The organism is Arthrobacter sp. V1I7 (genome assembly GCF_030817015.1).
In the GTDB taxonomy this organism is placed as follows: Bacteria; Actinomycetota; Actinomycetes; order Actinomycetales; family Micrococcaceae; genus Arthrobacter.
The window spans coordinates 1,760,276-1,776,823 of sequence record NZ_JAUSYS010000001.1 but is presented as its reverse complement, the minus strand read 5'-3'; the positions used below and the strand labels follow the sequence as shown (position 1 = coordinate 1,776,823).

The window sequence follows — 16,548 nt, the reverse complement described above, 5'->3', positions numbered from 1 at the left end:
TGGTCAGATGGTCGAAGAAACCAGGCCAAGATCCCTTTGTGAAGTTCGTGCAGTTCAGCATCTTCGGTTTAATCCTGTGCCTGATCCTGATGATCGTCCTGGCCGGCCTCAGAAGTTTTGGTGCTGTTGCCTCGTTCACGGCCATTTTCGCGCTAATTCTCACGGCTCCCACGGTGTCGAGCCAGAGGCGATTGACGCAGGGGCTGACCAAGCGGGTCAATGACACGATCGTTGAAGTGACCAGCACGCCTGGTGCCCAACTGTCGGTCAAGCAGTTTCGTCACCTGGTGAAAAGCGGCGAGCCGCTTCCGCTGCCTGTCAGCGGCGTGCCGGGGTTGAGCCTGCATGTGGAACGGGCTCCGGTAGTTGAGAAAAATGCCCCGGAAAAATGGTCTGCGGTCTTCACCGTAATTCCTCCGGAGAACGGCACCGCCAGCTTCGATCGTTTGGTTGCCGCGGCTATCGGCCCCGGCCCAAATACCAACGCTACCGATCTGACCTAGCCGGGGTGGCTTGTGAATTAGTGGAATATCCGACGCTACCGTTCCGTTGGGCCCGTCTGGTGGGAGTCCGTGCAATGGGAAAAGTTGGAGACACATGTGCTCTTGCGGCGTCTGGACGCCTTCCGCCGGGGACTTCCACCTGGCCATTGGGGTGAAGCGTGTGTGGTGAGCGGCCGAAACGCGCGTGTACCCGGCCTCCTGAGCCGTCACGGGCACCCGGTCGCCCCGCCGCGGCCAGCCACGTCGACGAGGGCACCGATGAGTTCGGGACCCAGCGCCAGTGCTGCATCGTTGTGGTTCGCCGCCGCTACCTCCACCTCGATGACGTAGTTTCCGGCGTCCCGGGCCGCCTGAGCCACGTCCCGGCTCTGCTGGGCGGGCACGATGGTGTCCGCGCTCCCGTAGACCACGGCGGTCGGGATGTCCGCTCGCACTACGTTCTCGCGTACCGGGTAGTGATCGCGAAGCATCCAGCCCACCGGCACGCCGTAGGCCGCCCGGCCGACGTCGGCGAGCGAGGTAAAAGGTGAGCGCAGCAGCATCGCGGCTGGAGGGTGCTCGGTGGTGAGCTCCGTGACCACGCCGGCGCCGATGCTCTCCCCGAAATAGACGAGCGAGTCCGCCGGTACTCCTGCCGCACCTGTCAGGAATTCGCGAGCGGCGCGGACATCGCGCGCGAGACCGTCCTCGGACGGGTACCCGGGATTCGCCGCGTAACCGCGATAGTCGAAGAGCAGCACGCCGAAGCCGAGCTCGCTGATCGCTCGTCCCAGCCCTGCCCGATTAGCCCGGTTGCCGCCGTTGCCCGGTGCGACGAGCACGGTCGCGCGGCAGCCGACTGCGGCTGGCACGTACCAGGCACCGAGCTCGAGGTCGTCACTCGTCGTGAGCGTGACTTCCTGGGCTCCGGGCAACAACTCGGCGGCCGGGCGTGGCTGGCCGCGGTCGGGAAAATAGATGAGCGAGCGTTGGAAGAACCACGGCATGCCAATCAGGAGCCCGACGACGACGAACACGGTCGCGAGCGGCATGATCCTTCGCACCGTCAACTTTTTCGCCACCGTCTTATGATCGCAGAGCGGTTCGCGCCGCACACGGCACGTGACCCACGACCTGATCACCGACCGCTGACGCACGCCGTCGAGCACGCGATACATGGAGAAGAAGAAATTCGACAGTCGTGCCAGACGGCATTTCTGCCATGACGCCGGCGACCGGATGCCCAACTACTTGGCGAGAGTGACGACGTTTCGGCTTCTCTCAAGTTGGTGACCATCGGCGTCATTATCCACAGCTCGCCGGTGTGACGTCCTGCGCGGGAACGGCGGCCAGCGCCGCCATGACGGTCACCACGATCCACCACCGCCGGCGGCGCTGGGCCCTATTGCTCTCGGTCATCTGCTCCCCCCGGCTTCTCCTGCCCCGACGCTACATGCGTGTGGCAAGACCGGGACACTGAGCTGCCCGGGCACCCGTCATGCGGTGCGGTGCCCGGCTTTCGTGGGAGGATTCCGCCATGCCGCTACGCCTCCTGTTCGTTTCCGATACCCACGTCCCCAACCGCGCGCGGACGCTTCCCTCCCAGGTTTGGGCCGCCGTCGAGCGCGCCGATGTGGTGTTCCACGCCGGTGACTGGGTGACAGCCTCCCTGCTGGACGAATTTGAACAGCGAAGCCGAAGGCTTATTGCCGTCTACGGCAACAACGATGGCCCGGAGCTCCGCAGGCGTCTGCCGGAAATCGCCTCGGTGACCCTGGACGGCGTGAAATTCGCCATGGTGCATGAGACGGGTCCGGCCAAAGGCCGGGAGCAACGGTCCGAGGCAATGTACCCGGACGCCGACGTCCTTGTCTTCGGCCACAGCCACATTCCCTGGGACACGACCGGCCCGAACGGCCTCCGCCTGCTGAACCCCGGCTCCCCCACCGACCGCCGGCGCCAGCCGGCCTGCACTTACCTGACCGCCAGCGTCGACGGCGGCAACCTAGTGGATGTCCAACTTGTGGAGGTCCGCAGGGACTAATTGTGACGATTGCTGCACAGTGCTGGAATAGGTAGACTGGTCTACCTAGTCAAGGGGGAGCGCCATGACAAAAAGCCCAGGGAGCGATGGCTCCCGCCAGAGCCCTGCCCGCGCGCGGATTCTGGACGCTGCGTCCCGGCATTTCTACGCCGATGGCATTGCCGCGACCGGCATCGATGTAATCACCGCGTCGGCCGGCGTGGCGAAGATGAGCCTGTACAACAACTTCGCGTCCAAGGCTGCGCTGGTCGAGGCCTACATCGATGTCCGTCATGAGGAGTGGCTGGGCCTCTATCGAGCCCGGATCGCGGACACGGCCACAGCGCAGGAGCGTGTTCTGGCCGTGTTCGATGCCTACATCGATCACGCCGCGGCCGCCTACGACCACGGATTTCGCGGCTGCGGACTGCTGAATGCCGCAGCTGAACTTGGTGCGGACGACCCTGCGCGGACCGCGGTCCGCCGGCACAAGGAGCAGGTCGAGCGTCTCCTCGCCGAACACTTGAGCACGTTGACCGACCCTTCAGCGGCGCAGCGGCTGGCGGAACGCTTGAGCTTTCTGCTGGAGGGGGCGATGGCCCGGGCCGGGCTGGAGGGTAAGTCGACGCGGTTGCTCCACGCCCGCGAGTTCGCCGCCGAGATGCTGACCGCGCTGTGAACCGGGCTACCGGCGGCGTTACCGCGATCCTGGTCACATCATTCTTGTGGGGAACCACGGGAACCGCCGCGACGTTCGCTCCCGACGCCGGCCCGCTGGCGATCGGGGCGGCCGCCCTGGGTGTTGGCGGGCTGCTGCAAGCGGCGATCGCGCTCCCCTCGCTGGCTCGCGCCCGGCAGGCGCTGCGGGCCCACGCGGGACTGGTGGCCGTTGGGGCAGTTGCGGTGGCGGTCTACCCGCTGGCGTTCTACAGCGCGATGCATCTGGGCGGGGTCGCAATCGGGACGGTCGTTTCGCTTGCCTCGGCTCCGCTGGCTTCTGGCATCCTGGAACGGGTCCTCGAGCGCAGGCCGTTGAGCCGGTGGTGGATGCTGGCCGCCTTCCTGGGCGTCCTCGGCAGCGTCCTGCTGTGCGTGTCGCGGGCCGGCGAGCCGGCGGTGTCGACCGCGGCGACTGCCGCCGGCGTCGGGCTCGGGTTAGTGGCGGGCGCAACCTATGCCCTGTATTCGTGGGTAGTCCACCGCCTGATGCAGCACCAGGTGGGGCGGGCGGCGTCGATGGGCGCGGTCTTCGGGGCCGGCGGGGCACTCCTGATCCCCGTGTTGCTCGTCACGGGGGCGCCGCTGGTCGCGTCGGCGCAGTCATTTGCGGTCGCGGCGTATATGGCCCTGGTGCCGATGTTTTTGGGGTATTTCCTGTTCGGCGTCGGGCTCGCCCGGGTACGCCCGAGCACGGCGACCACCCTCACCCTGGCGGAACCGGCGGTCGCCGCCCTGCTTGCGGTTATCGTGGTGGGAGAACGGCTCGGGACCATCGGTTGGGCCGGCATGGCGATCCTCGCGTCGGCGCTCGTCGTGCTCGCCTTCGCTCCGGCCAACGTCCCCGACCACCGGCCCGCGGCGCCGGCTGACCTTCTGGAAGATGCGTTGCCGATCAGCACTTTGCGGCAGCCTTCCGGGATTGCTGCAAAAATTCCTCCCGGGCATTGACTGGTGATCCCGGGACCCGAATAGTTTCAGGGTATGGCCACACTGATTTCCGATGCCGAATTCTCGTCCGCCGACGGCGTCGCGGACTGGCGGGTGCTCTTTTGGGGTGCGAAAACCCTCTATCAGACAGGTGACTTCGCCACCGGTGCACGGTTGGTCACCGCGATCGCGGAGATCGAGCACTCGCTCGGCCACTCCCCTCTCGTCGATTTGAGGCAGGAGACCGTGACAGTCCAGGTCGTCACACCAGGGGTGGGCTTGAGCGACCTCGACCTGGAGCTTGCCCGCCGTATTTCGACCGCCGCGGCCCGGCTCGGACTGACGGCGGACCCGTCGGCCGTGCAACATGTCCAGCTCGCGTTCGACGCAACTGACCGCCGCGCCGTGATGGGCTTCTGGCGTGCAGCGCTCAACTACCTGCCCATCAGCGAGGAGGACCTCGTCGAGCCGAATCTCATCGGACCTTCGGCCTGGTTCCAGGACAAGGAGCATCGGACGCCCCGCAATCGCATCCACATCGACGTGTCGGTTCCGCACGACCAGGCCCAAGCTCGTATCGATGCGATCGTCGCGGCCGGCGGCCGGGTCCTCGGAGATCGCTACGCGCCCGCGTGGGTGTCGCTGATCGACCCCGAGGGCAACGTCGTAGACATCGCGACCTGGCAAGGGCGCGGCTAATCCTGCCCGGCGTTCAAGCCCTTGGCATACGCGGCCTGGCCCACGTGCTGGAGGCAATCGGCAATAGTGCTGACCAGCCGCACCCCGAGCGTGACCGGCGGGTCCCAGCGGGTGTCGACGATGCGGTCGAAGTCGTCGTCGCCGAGCGTTTCCAGTAGCTCCACAGTCTGCCGGTGGACGGCGTCGTAATACTCCAGCAACAGCTCCGGCGCGGCCTGCACTGCGTCGACCTGGCCGGTGGAATGGCCGTAGCCCGTGTCACGTTCGGGCAGCGGCAGCTCGAAGCGGCCGGCAAACCCCTGCGAGATCCAGACCTGTTCCAGGCCGCCGGCGGCGGCAACCTGCGCGTCCTCCACCCGGCCGAGATGCCAGATCAACCACGCAATCGAGTTGCCGGTGCCGGCGGGACGACGGACCAGAGATTCGTCGTCGACCCCTTCAAGTGTCGCGGCCACGGTCTCACGGATCCGGCCGAAGGCGTCCAGCAGCACTTCGTTGGCTTTCATCAAGTCCCCTCAGGTGGCATCTTCGCTGAGCACCCATGCTTGCACGGAACCGCACGACCGGACAGGGTCTTCCCGCGCGGTCACAGTGACGAAGCTCTCAGTCTCCGGTGGATACCGGCGGACTTCCCGATTGTCCGGGCACTTCCATACGCGGCGGCCGCTTCCGGGCCAGCCTCCGTGGATCCATAGAATTATCCGGGCGCGACCGCGGGTTTCTGCGATACAAATTCGGATTTGTTGCCGGCAACCCCGCCTTGGCAGAATTTATAGATTGGGTGCGGACGACGTCCCGCCAGCTTTGCGGAGGCTTTCGTGAAGATTCCATCCACCACAGGGAACACCATGATTTCCGTAAACCGGGTCTCGAAGAGCTACGGCTCCGGGTCGACCGCGGTCCGGGCACTTGACGACGTCTCGCTGTCCGTCGCTCGCGGCGAGATTTTCGGCGTCGTTGGCCAAAGCGGCGCCGGCAAGAGCACGCTGATCCGCACGATCAACTCACTGGAACGTCCCGATTCGGGAAGCGTCAGAGTCGACGGCCGCGAGATGACCACCCTGGCCGGCCAAGAGCTGCGCGAGGCACGCCACAACATCGGCATGATCTTTCAGCACTTCAACCTTCTCAGCAGCAGGACCGTGCAGGCAAACGTGGAGCTCTCCCTGGAGATCACCGGCGCGGGGCGCGAAGCGAGGCGGACCCGGACTCTCGAGATCCTCGAACTGGTAGGCCTCCACGGCAAGGCCCGCTCCTATCCCGCACAGCTGTCTGGCGGACAGAAACAGCGCGTGGGGATTGCCCGTGCGCTGGCGTCCAATCCCTCAGTCCTGCTCAGTGACGAGGCGACGTCGGCACTGGACCCCGAAACGACGCGGCAGATTCTCGACCTGATCCGCCAGCTCAGCAAGGACCTGGGCCTGACGGTGCTGCTCATCACGCACGAAATGGATGTCGTGAAAAGAATCTGCGATTCAGCCGCCGTCATGAGCGGGGGGCGGATCCTGGAGCAGGGGCCCGTGGAACAGCTGCTGACAACGGAGAAGTCGCTGTTGGGCCAGGCGCTGTTCCCCCTGGGGGAAATCCCGGAGACGTCCAACGCAATTGTTGAAATCACCTTCAACGGGGTCAAGACGGACCGTCCTGTGATCGCCCAGCTGGCGCGCCAGCACGGCATCGACGTCGGAATCCTGGGTGCTGCGGTTGAAACCATCCACGGACACCAAACAGGACGCACCAGGCTCGAGCTGCCCGGCGACGAGCGGACCGTGGCGGCCGCCGTGGCCGATCTCCGTTCCCAGGGACTCTTCGTGGAGGTAATCAAGTGATCGACCGCAATGACCCCTACTTCTGGTCGGACCTTCTGGACACGATCCTGAAGGGAACGGGTGAGACCTTCTACACCGTGGGCCTGAGCCTGCTCTTCACTGTCGTTTTCGGCCTGGCCGCGGGGGTCCTCCTAGTGACCACCGAGTCCGGCGGCCTGCTGTCGAAGCTCTTCGGCAGCCGGGCGCTGGGACTCGTCGTCAACCGTGTGCTGGACCTGTTGGTGAACATCGGGCGGTCCATCCCGTTCATCATCCTGATGATCCTGCTGATTCCGTTCACCCGTCTGCTGGTCGGGTCCTTCATCGGACCCACCGCGGCTATTGTCCCGCTGACCATCGCCGGCATACCCTTCTTCGCCCGCTTGGTGGAGATCGGCATCCGCGAAGTGCCCGTGGGACTCGTCGAAGCCGCCCAGTCCCTTGGCGCCACTCGGTGGACCATCCTGACCAAGGTCATGGTTGCCGAGGCAGTTCCGGCTCTGGCCCTCGGGCTGTCCACCACCGTCGTCGGACTCATCGGCTACTCGGCCATGGTTGGCGCCGTGGGCGGCGGCGGCCTCGGGGACGTCGCCTTCCGGTACGGCTACCAGCGTTACAGCCCCGAATACATGTTCGGCGTTGTCATCCTCCTGGTCCTGATGGTGCAGGTGTTCCAGTCCCTGGGCAACTTCGCGGCCCGGCGCCTATCCCACCGGTAGCCGCCGCCCCGCACCGCAGTGTCCATCCCCACAACACAACCCCTTCTGCGAAAGAGTTCCAATGTTCCGTTTCCCAATCCTGAAGGCCGCCGCAACCGGAGTGGCCGCGATCCTCGCCCTGTCCGCCTGCGGGGCCGGCACCTCCAGCACCTCCGCCGGACCCACCGAGACCATCAAGGTGGGCGCCCTGGCCGTGCCGGCCGGGGACATGCTGAAACATGTCCAGCGGGAGCTCGCCCCCAAGGAGGGGCTCACCGTGGAGTACAAGGAGTTCAGCGACTACAACACGCCCAACCCGGCCGTGAGCGACGGCGACATCGACGCCAACCTGTTCCAGAACACCACATTCATGGAAACCTACAACAAGGCCTCGGGCAAGAACCTCGTCAGCGTCGGCAAGGTGTACCTCCCGCCGATGGCCCTGTACTCCAACAACGTGGCCGACCTTGCGGCACTTCCCGACGGCGCCTCCGTCGCCATCCCGAACGACCCCACCAATGAGTCCCGCGCCCTGAAGCTGCTGGCGTCCAAGGGACTGATCGAAGTCACCGACAACCCGATCACCCTCAAAGATGTCAAGGCAAACCCGAAGAACCTCAAGTTCACGGAGATCGAAAACGCCAGCCTGCCGCAGGCCCTCAACGACAAGGACGCGGCCATCGTGACGCTGGCATTCGCCCTTCCCGCCGGCCTGAGCGCTGACAAGCAGTTGCTGGTCGAAGGCAGTGACAGCGCTTATTACAACGTCCTGGCGGTCAAGGCCGAGATGAAGGACGATCCGCGCGTGCAGAAGCTGTACAAGATCCTGACCTCACAGGAGATGAAGGATTTCATTCAGACCAAGTTCAAGGGCCTGGTGATCCCGGCCAGCTGACCTGACCGGGCACGCGGCGGGGCGGCCACCTGCCGCCCTCGCTTTCCTGATGCTGCCGGCCCTCCGCGGCCGGCGGCATCAGCTGCTTCGGGCCTACAGGGACTTCAGCTGCCCGGCCAGGCCGGACTGTGCCCCGGGACGCAGGCGCGCCAGGCCCTCCAGCGCGTCACGCACCACCTCAGCCACGGGTGAGGCGATGTCGGCGACGACGCCGGCTTCGCCCGGGCCGAGCAGCTCCAGCGTTGCCAGCTGCGACTCGAGCAGGGCCGCCGGCATGAAGTGGCCGCTCCGGCCCTCCAGCCGGGAGCCCAGCACCTCCTTGCTGCCGTGGAGGTGCAGAAACACGGTGTCCGGTGCCTGGGCGCGGATGGCATCCCGGTAACTGCGGCGAAGGGCTGAACAGGCCAGGACCAGGCCGTCCGAACCGGCGGCAGCCAGTTCGCTGCCCACGGTCGCGAGCCACGGCCAGCGGTCCTCATCGGTCAGCGGAGTGCCGGCAGCCATTTTGGCCACGTTCTCCACGGGGTGGAGCGAATCGCCGTCGAGGAAGCGGACACCGAGTTCGCGGGCCACGAGGTCGCCGATGGTGGTCTTGCCGCAGCCGGACACGCCCATGACGATCACGCGGGGCGCCCGCACCACGGCGGCCGCGGAACCTGAAGGGCTCATCACCAGTCGTGGACCGTTCCGTCGACGAGGCGGTTGTAGGGCAGGTAGGCCTGCTGGTAGGGGTAGGCCGCGGCGGCTTCCTCGTTGAACTCGACGCCGATGCCGGGCTTGTCCCCGGGGTGCAGGTAGCCATCGACGAAGGTCATCGACTGCTCGAACACGGTGTTCGTGGCGTCCGAATGCTGCATGTACTCCTGGATCCCGTAGTTATGGATCGCCAGGCCCACGTGCAGCTGAGCGGCGAACCCGACCGGGGAGATGTCCGTGGGCCCGTGGAAGCCGGACTTGATCTGGTACTGCGCGGCGAAGTCCATCACCTTCTTCAGCGGCGAGATCCCGCCGAAGTGCGTCGACGCGGCGCGGACATAATCGATCAGCTGTTCCTTGATGATGCTCTGGTAGTCATACACGGTATTGAAGATCTCCCCGATCGCCAGCGGCGTGGTGGTGTGCTGCCGGACCAGGCGCAGCGCCTCCTGGTTCTCCGCCGGCGTGCAGTCCTCCAGCCAGAACAGGTCATACGGTTCCAGCGCCTTGCCCAGCTTCGCGGCCTGGATCGGAGTCATCCGATGGTGCCCGTCGTGCAGCAGCGGCAGCTCCGGGCCGAACTCGTTCCGGACCGCCTCGAACACCGAGGGCAGGTGCCGCAGGTACGCCCGGGTATCCCAGTCCTCCTCCAGCGGGAACGCCCCCCGCCCGGCCGGCTCGTAGTCATACCGCTCCCCCGAGGCCTGCGCCTGCGCCGCAACCCCGTACACGGCCTTGATCCCCGGCACCGCGGTCTGGATCCGGATCGACTTATAGCCCAGCTCCAAATGCTCCCGCACCGAATCGAACAACGATTCCAGGTCCGCCCCCGAGGCGTGCCCGTACGCCCGCAGCCCGTTCCGGGACGCCCCGCCGAGGAGCTGGTAGACCGGCATGTTCGCCAGCTTGCCCTTGATATCCCACAGCGCCATGTCCACCGCGGCAATCGCGGCCATCGTCACCGGACCCCGCCGCCAGTACGAGGACCGGTACAGGAACTGCCAGGTGTCCTCGATCCGGTGCGGATCCTTCCCGATCAGCAGCTGCACAACGTGCTCCTTCAGGTACGCCGCGACCGCGAGCTCACGCCCGTTCAAGGTCGCATCCCCGATCCCGGTCACCCCGTCCTCGGTCGTGATCCGCAACGTCACGAAGTTACGGGAGGGACTGGTCACAAAGACTTCCGCGGCAATGATTTTCACAACAGGTCCTTTCGGAGGGACTGGTCAGGGTCAGTTGGTGCGCGCCGCGAGCGGCGTGGGCGAAGTGGCGGTTCCGGTGCCGTCGGAAGATTGCTCGGCGGCACCGGACGTTTGGGGACCGTCGCCGCGTTCGCGGCGGGCCGTGATCTCGTCGAGGATGCGGGCGTGCATCGCGTCCGTGAGCTTGTACTTGGACATCACCAGCACGGCCAGGATGGTCATGATGGCGGGCATGGCGCCGGCGGCTACCTGGATGCCGAAGACTGCATCCGCCGTCTGCACGGCACCGGACTTGTAGCCGCCCAGGGCCAGGGCATAGGCGGCGAGGGCTCCGCCGACGGCCTGTCCGCTCTTGCGGGTGAAGGAGAAGAGCGCGTAGGTGATGCCTTCGGTGCGGACACCGGTTTTCCATTCGCCGTACTCCACGGTGTCGGCTTCCAACGCCCAGACCACGATGTTCACGGCCAGGACGCCCACAAGGCTGATCACCAGGCCGGTGAAACCGAGCCAGACCTGGCTGGCCGGGGTCAGGAAAATGAGGGTGCCGCCGGCCACCGTCAGCAGTGACGAGAGGATGTACACGCGCTTCTTGCCGAGCGAACGGACCAGCCTGGGCATGAAGGCGGCCAGCACGAAAGTCAGGACAAGTTGCGTTATGGACAGCACCGGATAGAGGTCCAGGCGGCCCAGGACGTCGCGGAGGTAGTACAGCTGCACGGAGGTCAGGGCGAGGTAGCCGGTGAGGAAGAAGAATGAGCTCAGGCAGAGCATCAGCAGCGGCTTATTGCCCTTGAGGGTGTCCATGCTCTGCTTGAAGGTGACGTTGGGGACGGCTCGGTGCACCCGTTCCTTGGCCGTGAGCACGGTGAAGAAGTACAGCGCCGCGCCGATGACGACGAAGACCAGCGTGACCGTGGTGAACGTTGACTGCAGGTCCGCGCCGGGCTTGATCAGCGGGGCCACGAAGATGCCGAGGGCGGAACCGACCAGCAGGGCGCCGACCATCCGGGCGGAGCCGAGTTTGGCCCGCTCCCCCGGGTCCTGCGTCATGGCGCCGGCCAGCGAGCCGTAGGGGATGTTCACCAGGCTGTAGGCGAGGCCCAGTGCCGCGTACGTGACGTAGGCGTACAGCAGGGTGCCCGTTTCGCCGATCTGGGGCACGGAAAACGTTGCCACGCTGAGCAGGAGCAGCGGGAGGGAGCCGAACATGATGAACGGGCGGAACTTGCCGAAGCGTTTGCTGTAGGCCCGGTCCACCACCCGTCCTGCGAAGACATCGGCGAAGGCATCGAAGATCCGGACCGCCAGCAGCAGCGTGCCGGCGGCGGCCGCGGAGATGCCGGCCACGTCCGTGTAGTAAACGAGCAGGAACATGGTTGCAGTGGTGAAGGCGAGGTTGTTGGCGGCGTCGCCGGCGCCGTAGCCGATGATGCTCAGGTTGTTCAGCTTTTTCATGGATGGGCTCCTTTACCCGGTGCCTGTCCGGTGGGGCAGGCGAAAAAATGGTGAAAACGCTAGTTGTTGTTAAGCTTCTTGTCGCTGACGTTCTTGACTCCGGCCAGCCCGGTCCAGCGCTGGCGGAGGGCGAACGCGGCTGGCTTGGGGCGGCGGTCCCGGGTGAAGACGCCCTTCTTGTTGCCGTCCACGCGCATAATGCCGTTGGACGTCTGGAAGTCGGCGAAGTTCCAGACCTGCTCGCCGACCATGGCATCGACGCGGTCGAAGACGCGGTGGTACATGGCCAGGAACGCGGCCTGGTACTCCTCGCTCCAGGGCTGTTCATAGATGGAGTGCAGGCCCGGCATGGTGTCCGGTCCGTACTCGGTCATGATCATGGGCTTGCCGTATTTGGCTTCCCACTCCCGCAGTTCCTTCTCCAGGGCCTGCTCGGCGGATTCGAGGTCCCCGTTGTTCAGGTACCAGCCGTAATAGCGGTTGAGCATGATGACGTCGAAGAGGTCGCCCAGCAGTTCCTTCTCCGGGGTGTCGAACATGACGTTCACGTAGCCCACCGGGCGGGTCGGGTCCAGCTGGCGGGTGAGTTCGGCCAGCGGCTGGAAGTACTCGCGGGCGCCTTCCTCTGAACCGTTGGGCTCGTTGGCGATGGACCAGATCACTACAGACGGGTGGTTCTTGTCCCGCGCCACGAGCTCAGCGATGGCCTGCCGGTGGTTCTCCGCGGTCCTGGCGTCCACGCCGCCGTCGACGTAGGTCTTCTTGGCGATGCCTCCGAACACGGCACCGAAGCCGAGGTGCAGCCCGACGGCGGCCGTTTCGTCGATCACCACGATTCCGTGGCGGTCGGCGAACTCCATGACCTCTTCGGCGTACGGGTAGTGCGAGGTTCGGAACGAGTTGGCGCCCACCCAGTCCAGGAGCTGGAAGTCGTTGACCATCTGGGCGTTGCTGTGGCCCTTGCCGATCGCCACGTGGTCCTCGTGCATGCCGAAGCCGGTGAAGTAGAACGGCTCGCCGTTGATGAGGAATTCCTTGCCGCTGACCTCAACGGTCCGCACGCCCACCGGCAGCGTGTACGTGTCCACCAGCCGGCCGCCGTCGCGGATTTCAGCTGTCAGGCTGTACAGGTACGCGGCACCCGGCTTCCACAGTACGACGCCGTCGATCGCCAAGGCGCCCGCGGCGCCTTCCCCGGTGGCCACTTCGGTGCCGTCCGCAGCGCGAAGGGAGACCTTCACCGTTTCGCTTCCGGTGCCGCCGGCGGTTGCGATGGTGTAATCCACCGTGCCGGTGCCGCCTTCGAAACCGGTCACGACCGTGATGTCATCGACGGTGACGGCGGGCGTGCTGTAGAGCCAGACGCTCCGGTGCAGGCCCGAGTAGTTGTAGAAATCGTGGAGGTAGCTCTGCTGGCGGCGGCCGTCGCCGGTGACCGTGATGCTGCCCGGCGGGATCGTGGCCTGGGTCAATTCGTTGTTGACCGAGATGGTGAGGCGGAACGCCTGTCCCGGTGACACGTGATCGGTGATGTCCGCGCTGAAGGGCATGTAACCGCCGGTGTGCTGGGCAACGAGGACGTCGTCCACCCAGACCATGCCCTCATGCGTGGCGGAGTCGAGGCGGAGGTGGATCCGCTCCCCTGCCCAGCCGCGGGGCACCCGCACTTCACGCTGGTACCAGACGTAGCCCACATGGTCGCGGATGGCTTTGTCCGGGAAGACGTCGTTGTAGCTGGCCGGAACACCCATTTCGAGGTCCGTCGCCAGCGGCGTCTTGAACCATTCCTGCCGGTGGCCGGCGCGGTCGAAGTCAACCTTGAACCGGTAGATTCCGTCCAGATTGACCATTTCGCGGGTTTCGCTGGCTTGGGGCTTGAGCATTTTTCGGGTCCTAACGCATCTTTGCGGCTGAGCCGGGAGGGAAGAAATAGGCGGCCGGGCCGCAGGGGTTTGCTTCTGAATGTAATGCTAGTCACTTGGCAATCATTTGGCAAGCGGTTGCCAGTTTGTTTACGACACTGCCCGGCTTCCGGCATGACCGGACGCCGGGCAGTGAGGCCCTGCGGGACGCTATTCGGAGACAGCCGGCTCCGTGAGCGTTCCGCAGAGGTTCTCAATGAGCGAAACGACGGCGGCATCCTCGCCGAGTCCTGGGCTGAGCAGTCCCAGGAGGGTGGCGATCCGCCGGGTGCCCGACAGGCTGTTGGCGACCCGGATTTCTGCGGCGAGAGGGTCGGCGAGTTGCGGTGCCGCGCCGGGGAAGTCCAGCCGGGTGTAGTCCATCCAGGCGGCAATGAGCCGCGCGGCCGCCCCGCCGGTACGGCCCGTGGCGCGCTCGGCCTGCAGCACCGGAACGGCCCGCATCCGAAGCTTGGTGCTTCCGTCCACGGCGATCTGGGCGAGGTGGTGGGCGATGCGGGCGTTCCGGAAGCGGGCCAGGAGTTGGGCACGATACTCCGGGATCCGCAGCTCTGCGCGTTGCCGGTCCGCAGTGGCCAGATTGGCGGCAGCCTCGTCCCAGAACTCCTCGACGGCCTGCAGGCACCCCGGGTCCGCCAATGCCGCCGCCACCGTGGCATGGCCGCGCAGCTGTCCGGCATAGGCCAGGAGCGAGTGGGCGCCGTTGAGGAGCCACAGCTTGCGGTTCTCGTAGGGTTCGATCTCGTCTACGAACACGGCGCCGGCGTCTTCCCAGCGCGGGCGTCCGGCCGGGAAGTCGCCGCTGAGCACCCAGTTCCGGAAGGGCTCCGCGACCACCGGGGAATTGTCGCTGAAACCGCAGGCGGCCTGGACCGCTGCAACGTCGGCCTCCGTGGTCCGTGGCGTGATGCGGTCCACGGACGTGCTGACGAAGCTGACGTTGGCATCTACCCAGGCAGCCAGGCGGGCATCCCAGGCTGCGGCCAGGCCAAGCACCGCGTTGCGGGCCACGGTTCCGTTGTTCGCGAGGTTATCGCAGCAGACGACGGCGAGCGGGCCGGCCCCGGCTGCCTTACGCGCAGCGAGGGCAAAGACCAGCCGGCCCAGCGGCGTCTTCGGCCTGCCGGCGTCGGCGGCTCCGGCTGCCAGCAGCGCCAGGTCGGCGACGACGCCGGGAGCGGTGCGGTCAAGCTGGCCGTGGGCGTTAAGGCCGTAGGCGGCCTCGGTGATGGTCAGGGTGATGACCGCCGTCGCCGGGGCGGCGACCAGCTCGGCGAGGCGGTCCACGTTGGCGCCGTCCACGGCCTCAACGATGCTGCTGACAACCTCGAACGAATCGCCGGCATCGGCACGTTCAACCACGGTGTACAGGCCGTCCTGCCCGGCGAGGGCAAGGGCGGCGTCCGGCCGGCGGCCGGTGAAGGAGGCGATGCCCCATCCGGCGGCGTCGCCTGCCTGCTGGGTGTACCAGGCCTGGTGGGAGCGGTGGAAGGCGCCCAGCCCCAGGTGGACAATCCGGACCGGGGCCTTGGCGGCTGGCCGGCTGGTCCGGTTCAGCCCGGGAAGCGACGCCGGCGCGGGCTCTGCCGGTTCGCCCGTCTGCAGTTCAACGGTCACAGCTTGAAGACCCTTCTCGGGGAGGAATCGACGACGTCGACGATGATCTCGTGCGCGCGGTCTTCGCTGACCCGGTGCTCGGCCACCAGTCGGGCCAGGAAGGCCGCCTCGATCCGGCGGGAGGCATCATGCCGGGCCGGAATGGAACAGAAGGCACGGGTGTCGTCGATGAAGCCGGACGACCGGGAGAAGCCGGCGGTTTCAGTCACCGCCGCACGGAAACGGAGCATGGCGTCCGGTGCGTCCAGGAACCACCACGGGGCGCCGAGGTACACGGACGGGTAGAAGCCGGCCAGGGGCGCCAGTTCGCGGGAGAACACGGTCTCGTCCAGGGTGAAGAGCACCAGGTGGAAGTCCTGGGCCGTGCCGAAGTCCTGCAGCACGGGACGGATGGCTTCCGTGTAGTTGACCGCGAAGGGGATGTCGTGGCCGGTGTCCGGACCGTAGCCGTTGAACGTGGGCTCGTGATGGTTGCGGTAGGAGCCCGGGTGGATGGTCATCACCAGTCCGTCTTCGACCGACATCCGGGCCATCTGATACATCATGTGGGCTTCGAACTCTTCGCGGTCCTGGGCCGTGGCCTGGCCGGCGCGGGCGCGGTCGAACAGCCTGGCCGCCTCGGCGTCGCCGAGCTTCAGCGTTGCCGGCGTGCGGACGCCGTGGTCGGCCGAGACTGCGCCGTGCTCCACGAAATAGCGGCGCCGGTTCTCCAGCGCGGTGATGTAGGCGGCATAGCCGGTGGCGCCGTCGCCCGCTGCCCCGATGAGCCGCTCGACGTTCTCCGGCCACCGCGGGTGCGCCATGTTCAGGTACTGGTCCGGGCGGAACGTGGGCAGGACGCGGCCGTGGAAGGTGGGGTCCTGGGCGATGGCCTTGTGGCTGGCGAGGTCATCCAGCGGATCATCGGTGGTGGCGAGGACCTCGATGTTGAAGTCCTTGAACAGCTGGCGGGGCCGGAAACCCGGCTCCTGCAGCTTGGCGCTGATGGTGTCATAGGAGGCGTCCGCCGTCTCGGCACTGAGCTCCTGGCGGAGGCCGAAGACGCTCTCGAACTGGTGGCGGAGCCAGTACCCGGACGCCGTTCCTTCGAACAGCGGCCACGCGGCGCAGAACTCGCGCCAGACGCTGCGGGATTCCGGCGCCGCTTGCTTCGAGGCGCGGAGCCGGTCCAGCGGCACCCCGCTGGCGTGGATCAGGCGGGTGACGTAATGGTCCGGACTGACCAGCAGGGCGGCAGGATCCGGAAACGGCGTGTTGTGTTCGAGAACGGCAGCGTCAACGTGGCCGTGCGGCGAAATGATGGGGAGGTCCTGCACGCGTTCCAGTAGCGCGCGGGCGATACGGCGCGTTCCGGGATCCGCAGGGAGGAGCCGGTCGGGGTTGGCGGCAATTGTCTGTGACATA

16 protein-coding genes are annotated in these 16,548 nt (G+C 66.3%); 8 read left to right on the top strand and 8 right to left on the bottom strand.

The features are described 5' to 3' along the window. Positions 1-38: 38 nt before the first annotated feature. Positions 39-503: a hypothetical protein gene (locus QFZ69_RS08305; RefSeq protein WP_306917198.1), complete on the top strand. Its 465-nt coding sequence runs from the start codon at positions 39-41 to the stop codon at positions 501-503. 206 nt (positions 504-709) lie between these two features. On the opposite strand, the gene QFZ69_RS08300 is transcribed toward QFZ69_RS08305, so the two are convergent. Then, positions 710-1,534 carry an alpha/beta hydrolase gene (locus tag QFZ69_RS08300; RefSeq protein WP_306917197.1) on the bottom strand — a complete coding sequence of 275 codons (825 nt, stop codon included), beginning with the start codon at positions 1,532-1,534 and terminating at the stop codon, positions 710-712. A gap of 485 nt (positions 1,535-2,019) precedes the next feature. Here QFZ69_RS08300 and QFZ69_RS08295 point away from each other — a divergent pair, with 485 nt between their 5' ends. The 4 genes from QFZ69_RS08295 (at position 2,020) to QFZ69_RS08280 (ending at position 4,851) form a co-directional block, all read left to right on the top strand. After that, positions 2,020-2,526 carry a metallophosphoesterase gene (locus QFZ69_RS08295; RefSeq protein WP_306917195.1) on the top strand — a complete coding sequence of 169 codons (507 nt, stop codon included), beginning with the start codon at positions 2,020-2,022 and terminating at the stop codon, positions 2,524-2,526. Between the two features lie 64 nt (positions 2,527-2,590). Continuing rightward, complete coding sequence (locus QFZ69_RS08290; RefSeq protein ID WP_306917194.1) at positions 2,591-3,184, top strand: TetR/AcrR family transcriptional regulator; 594 nt, start codon at positions 2,591-2,593, stop codon at positions 3,182-3,184. Continuing rightward, the gene (locus QFZ69_RS08285; RefSeq protein WP_306917192.1) at positions 3,181-4,173 is read left to right on the top strand and encodes a DMT family transporter; all 993 of its coding nucleotides are present in this window, start codon (positions 3,181-3,183) and stop codon (positions 4,171-4,173) included. The genes QFZ69_RS08290 and QFZ69_RS08285 overlap by 4 nt, the downstream gene beginning before the upstream one ends. 33 nt (positions 4,174-4,206) lie before the next feature. Next, positions 4,207-4,851 (top strand): VOC family protein, encoded by a 645-nt coding sequence (locus tag QFZ69_RS08280; protein ID WP_306917190.1) that lies wholly within the window; start codon positions 4,207-4,209, stop codon positions 4,849-4,851. Here QFZ69_RS08280 and QFZ69_RS08275 read toward each other — a convergent pair. Further along, positions 4,848-5,357: a DUF664 domain-containing protein gene (locus QFZ69_RS08275; RefSeq protein WP_306917188.1), complete on the bottom strand. Its 510-nt coding sequence runs from the start codon at positions 5,355-5,357 to the stop codon at positions 4,848-4,850. The genes QFZ69_RS08280 and QFZ69_RS08275 overlap by 4 nt on opposite strands. Positions 5,358-5,699: 342 nt before the next feature. Here QFZ69_RS08275 and QFZ69_RS08270 point away from each other — a divergent pair, with 342 nt between their 5' ends. The 3 genes from QFZ69_RS08270 (at position 5,700) to QFZ69_RS08260 (ending at position 8,252) form a co-directional block, all read left to right on the top strand. After that, positions 5,700-6,680 (top strand): methionine ABC transporter ATP-binding protein, encoded by a 981-nt coding sequence (locus QFZ69_RS08270; RefSeq protein ID WP_306917186.1) that lies wholly within the window; start codon positions 5,700-5,702, stop codon positions 6,678-6,680. After that, complete coding sequence (locus QFZ69_RS08265) at positions 6,677-7,378, top strand: methionine ABC transporter permease (RefSeq protein ID WP_306917184.1); 702 nt, start codon at positions 6,677-6,679, stop codon at positions 7,376-7,378. The genes QFZ69_RS08270 and QFZ69_RS08265 overlap by 4 nt, the downstream gene beginning before the upstream one ends. Positions 7,379-7,439: 61 nt before the next feature. After that, positions 7,440-8,252, top strand: a complete 813-nt coding sequence (locus QFZ69_RS08260; RefSeq protein ID WP_306917182.1) for a MetQ/NlpA family ABC transporter substrate-binding protein — start codon at positions 7,440-7,442, stop codon at positions 8,250-8,252. Positions 8,253-8,345: 93 nt separating this feature from the next. Here the strand turns inward: QFZ69_RS08260 and QFZ69_RS08255 are convergent, their stop codons facing one another. From QFZ69_RS08255 to uxaC, 6 genes are all read right to left on the bottom strand, one after another. After that, positions 8,346-8,921, bottom strand: a complete 576-nt coding sequence (locus QFZ69_RS08255; RefSeq protein ID WP_306917181.1) for a gluconokinase — start codon at positions 8,919-8,921, stop codon at positions 8,346-8,348. Next, positions 8,921-10,150 (bottom strand): D-mannonate dehydratase ManD, encoded by a 1,230-nt coding sequence (gene manD / locus QFZ69_RS08250; protein ID WP_306917178.1) that lies wholly within the window; start codon positions 10,148-10,150, stop codon positions 8,921-8,923. The genes QFZ69_RS08255 and manD overlap by 1 nt, the downstream gene beginning before the upstream one ends. Before the next feature lie 30 nt (positions 10,151-10,180). Then, the gene (uidB, locus tag QFZ69_RS08245; protein ID WP_306917176.1) at positions 10,181-11,605 is read right to left on the bottom strand and encodes a glucuronide transporter; all 1,425 of its coding nucleotides are present in this window, start codon (positions 11,603-11,605) and stop codon (positions 10,181-10,183) included. A gap of 59 nt (positions 11,606-11,664) precedes the next feature. Further along, positions 11,665-13,488 (bottom strand): beta-glucuronidase, encoded by a 1,824-nt coding sequence (gene uidA / locus QFZ69_RS08240; protein ID WP_306917174.1) that lies wholly within the window; start codon positions 13,486-13,488, stop codon positions 11,665-11,667. 189 nt (positions 13,489-13,677) lie between these two features. Further along, on the bottom strand, positions 13,678-15,144 hold the full coding sequence (locus QFZ69_RS08235) for a mannitol dehydrogenase family protein (RefSeq protein ID WP_306917172.1): 1,467 nt from the start codon (positions 15,142-15,144) through the stop codon (positions 13,678-13,680). After that, entirely contained in the window at positions 15,141-16,547 is a 1,407-nt protein-coding gene (gene uxaC / locus QFZ69_RS08230) for a glucuronate isomerase (RefSeq protein ID WP_306917170.1), read from the bottom strand. Before uxaC ends, QFZ69_RS08235 begins: the two co-directional genes overlap by 4 nt. Position 16,548: the final 1 nt, after the last annotated feature.

What these genes read in the sequence shown, in the direction of transcription:
- QFZ69_RS08300 (WP_306917197.1), bottom strand. Translation starts at nt 1,534, where the DNA reads ATGCCGCTCGCGACCGTGTTCGTCGTCGTCGGGCTCCTGATTGGCATG.
- QFZ69_RS08295 (WP_306917195.1), top strand. Translation starts at nt 2,020, where the DNA reads ATGCCGCTACGCCTCCTGTTCGTTTCCGATACCCACGTCCCCAACCGC.
- QFZ69_RS08290 (WP_306917194.1), top strand. Translation starts at nt 2,591, where the DNA reads ATGACAAAAAGCCCAGGGAGCGATGGCTCCCGCCAGAGCCCTGCCCGC.
- QFZ69_RS08280 (WP_306917190.1), top strand. Translation starts at nt 4,207, where the DNA reads ATGGCCACACTGATTTCCGATGCCGAATTCTCGTCCGCCGACGGCGTC.
- QFZ69_RS08275 (WP_306917188.1), bottom strand. Translation starts at nt 5,357, where the DNA reads ATGAAAGCCAACGAAGTGCTGCTGGACGCCTTCGGCCGGATCCGTGAG.
- QFZ69_RS08270 (WP_306917186.1), top strand. Translation starts at nt 5,700, where the DNA reads ATGATTTCCGTAAACCGGGTCTCGAAGAGCTACGGCTCCGGGTCGACC.
- QFZ69_RS08260 (WP_306917182.1), top strand. Translation starts at nt 7,440, where the DNA reads ATGTTCCGTTTCCCAATCCTGAAGGCCGCCGCAACCGGAGTGGCCGCG.
- QFZ69_RS08255 (WP_306917181.1), bottom strand. Translation starts at nt 8,921, where the DNA reads ATGAGCCCTTCAGGTTCCGCGGCCGCCGTGGTGCGGGCGCCCCGCGTG.
- uidB (WP_306917176.1), bottom strand. Translation starts at nt 11,605, where the DNA reads ATGAAAAAGCTGAACAACCTGAGCATCATCGGCTACGGCGCCGGCGAC.
- uidA (WP_306917174.1), bottom strand. Translation starts at nt 13,488, where the DNA reads ATGCTCAAGCCCCAAGCCAGCGAAACCCGCGAAATGGTCAATCTGGAC.
- uxaC (WP_306917170.1), bottom strand. Translation starts at nt 16,547, where the DNA reads ATGTCACAGACAATTGCCGCCAACCCCGACCGGCTCCTCCCTGCGGAT.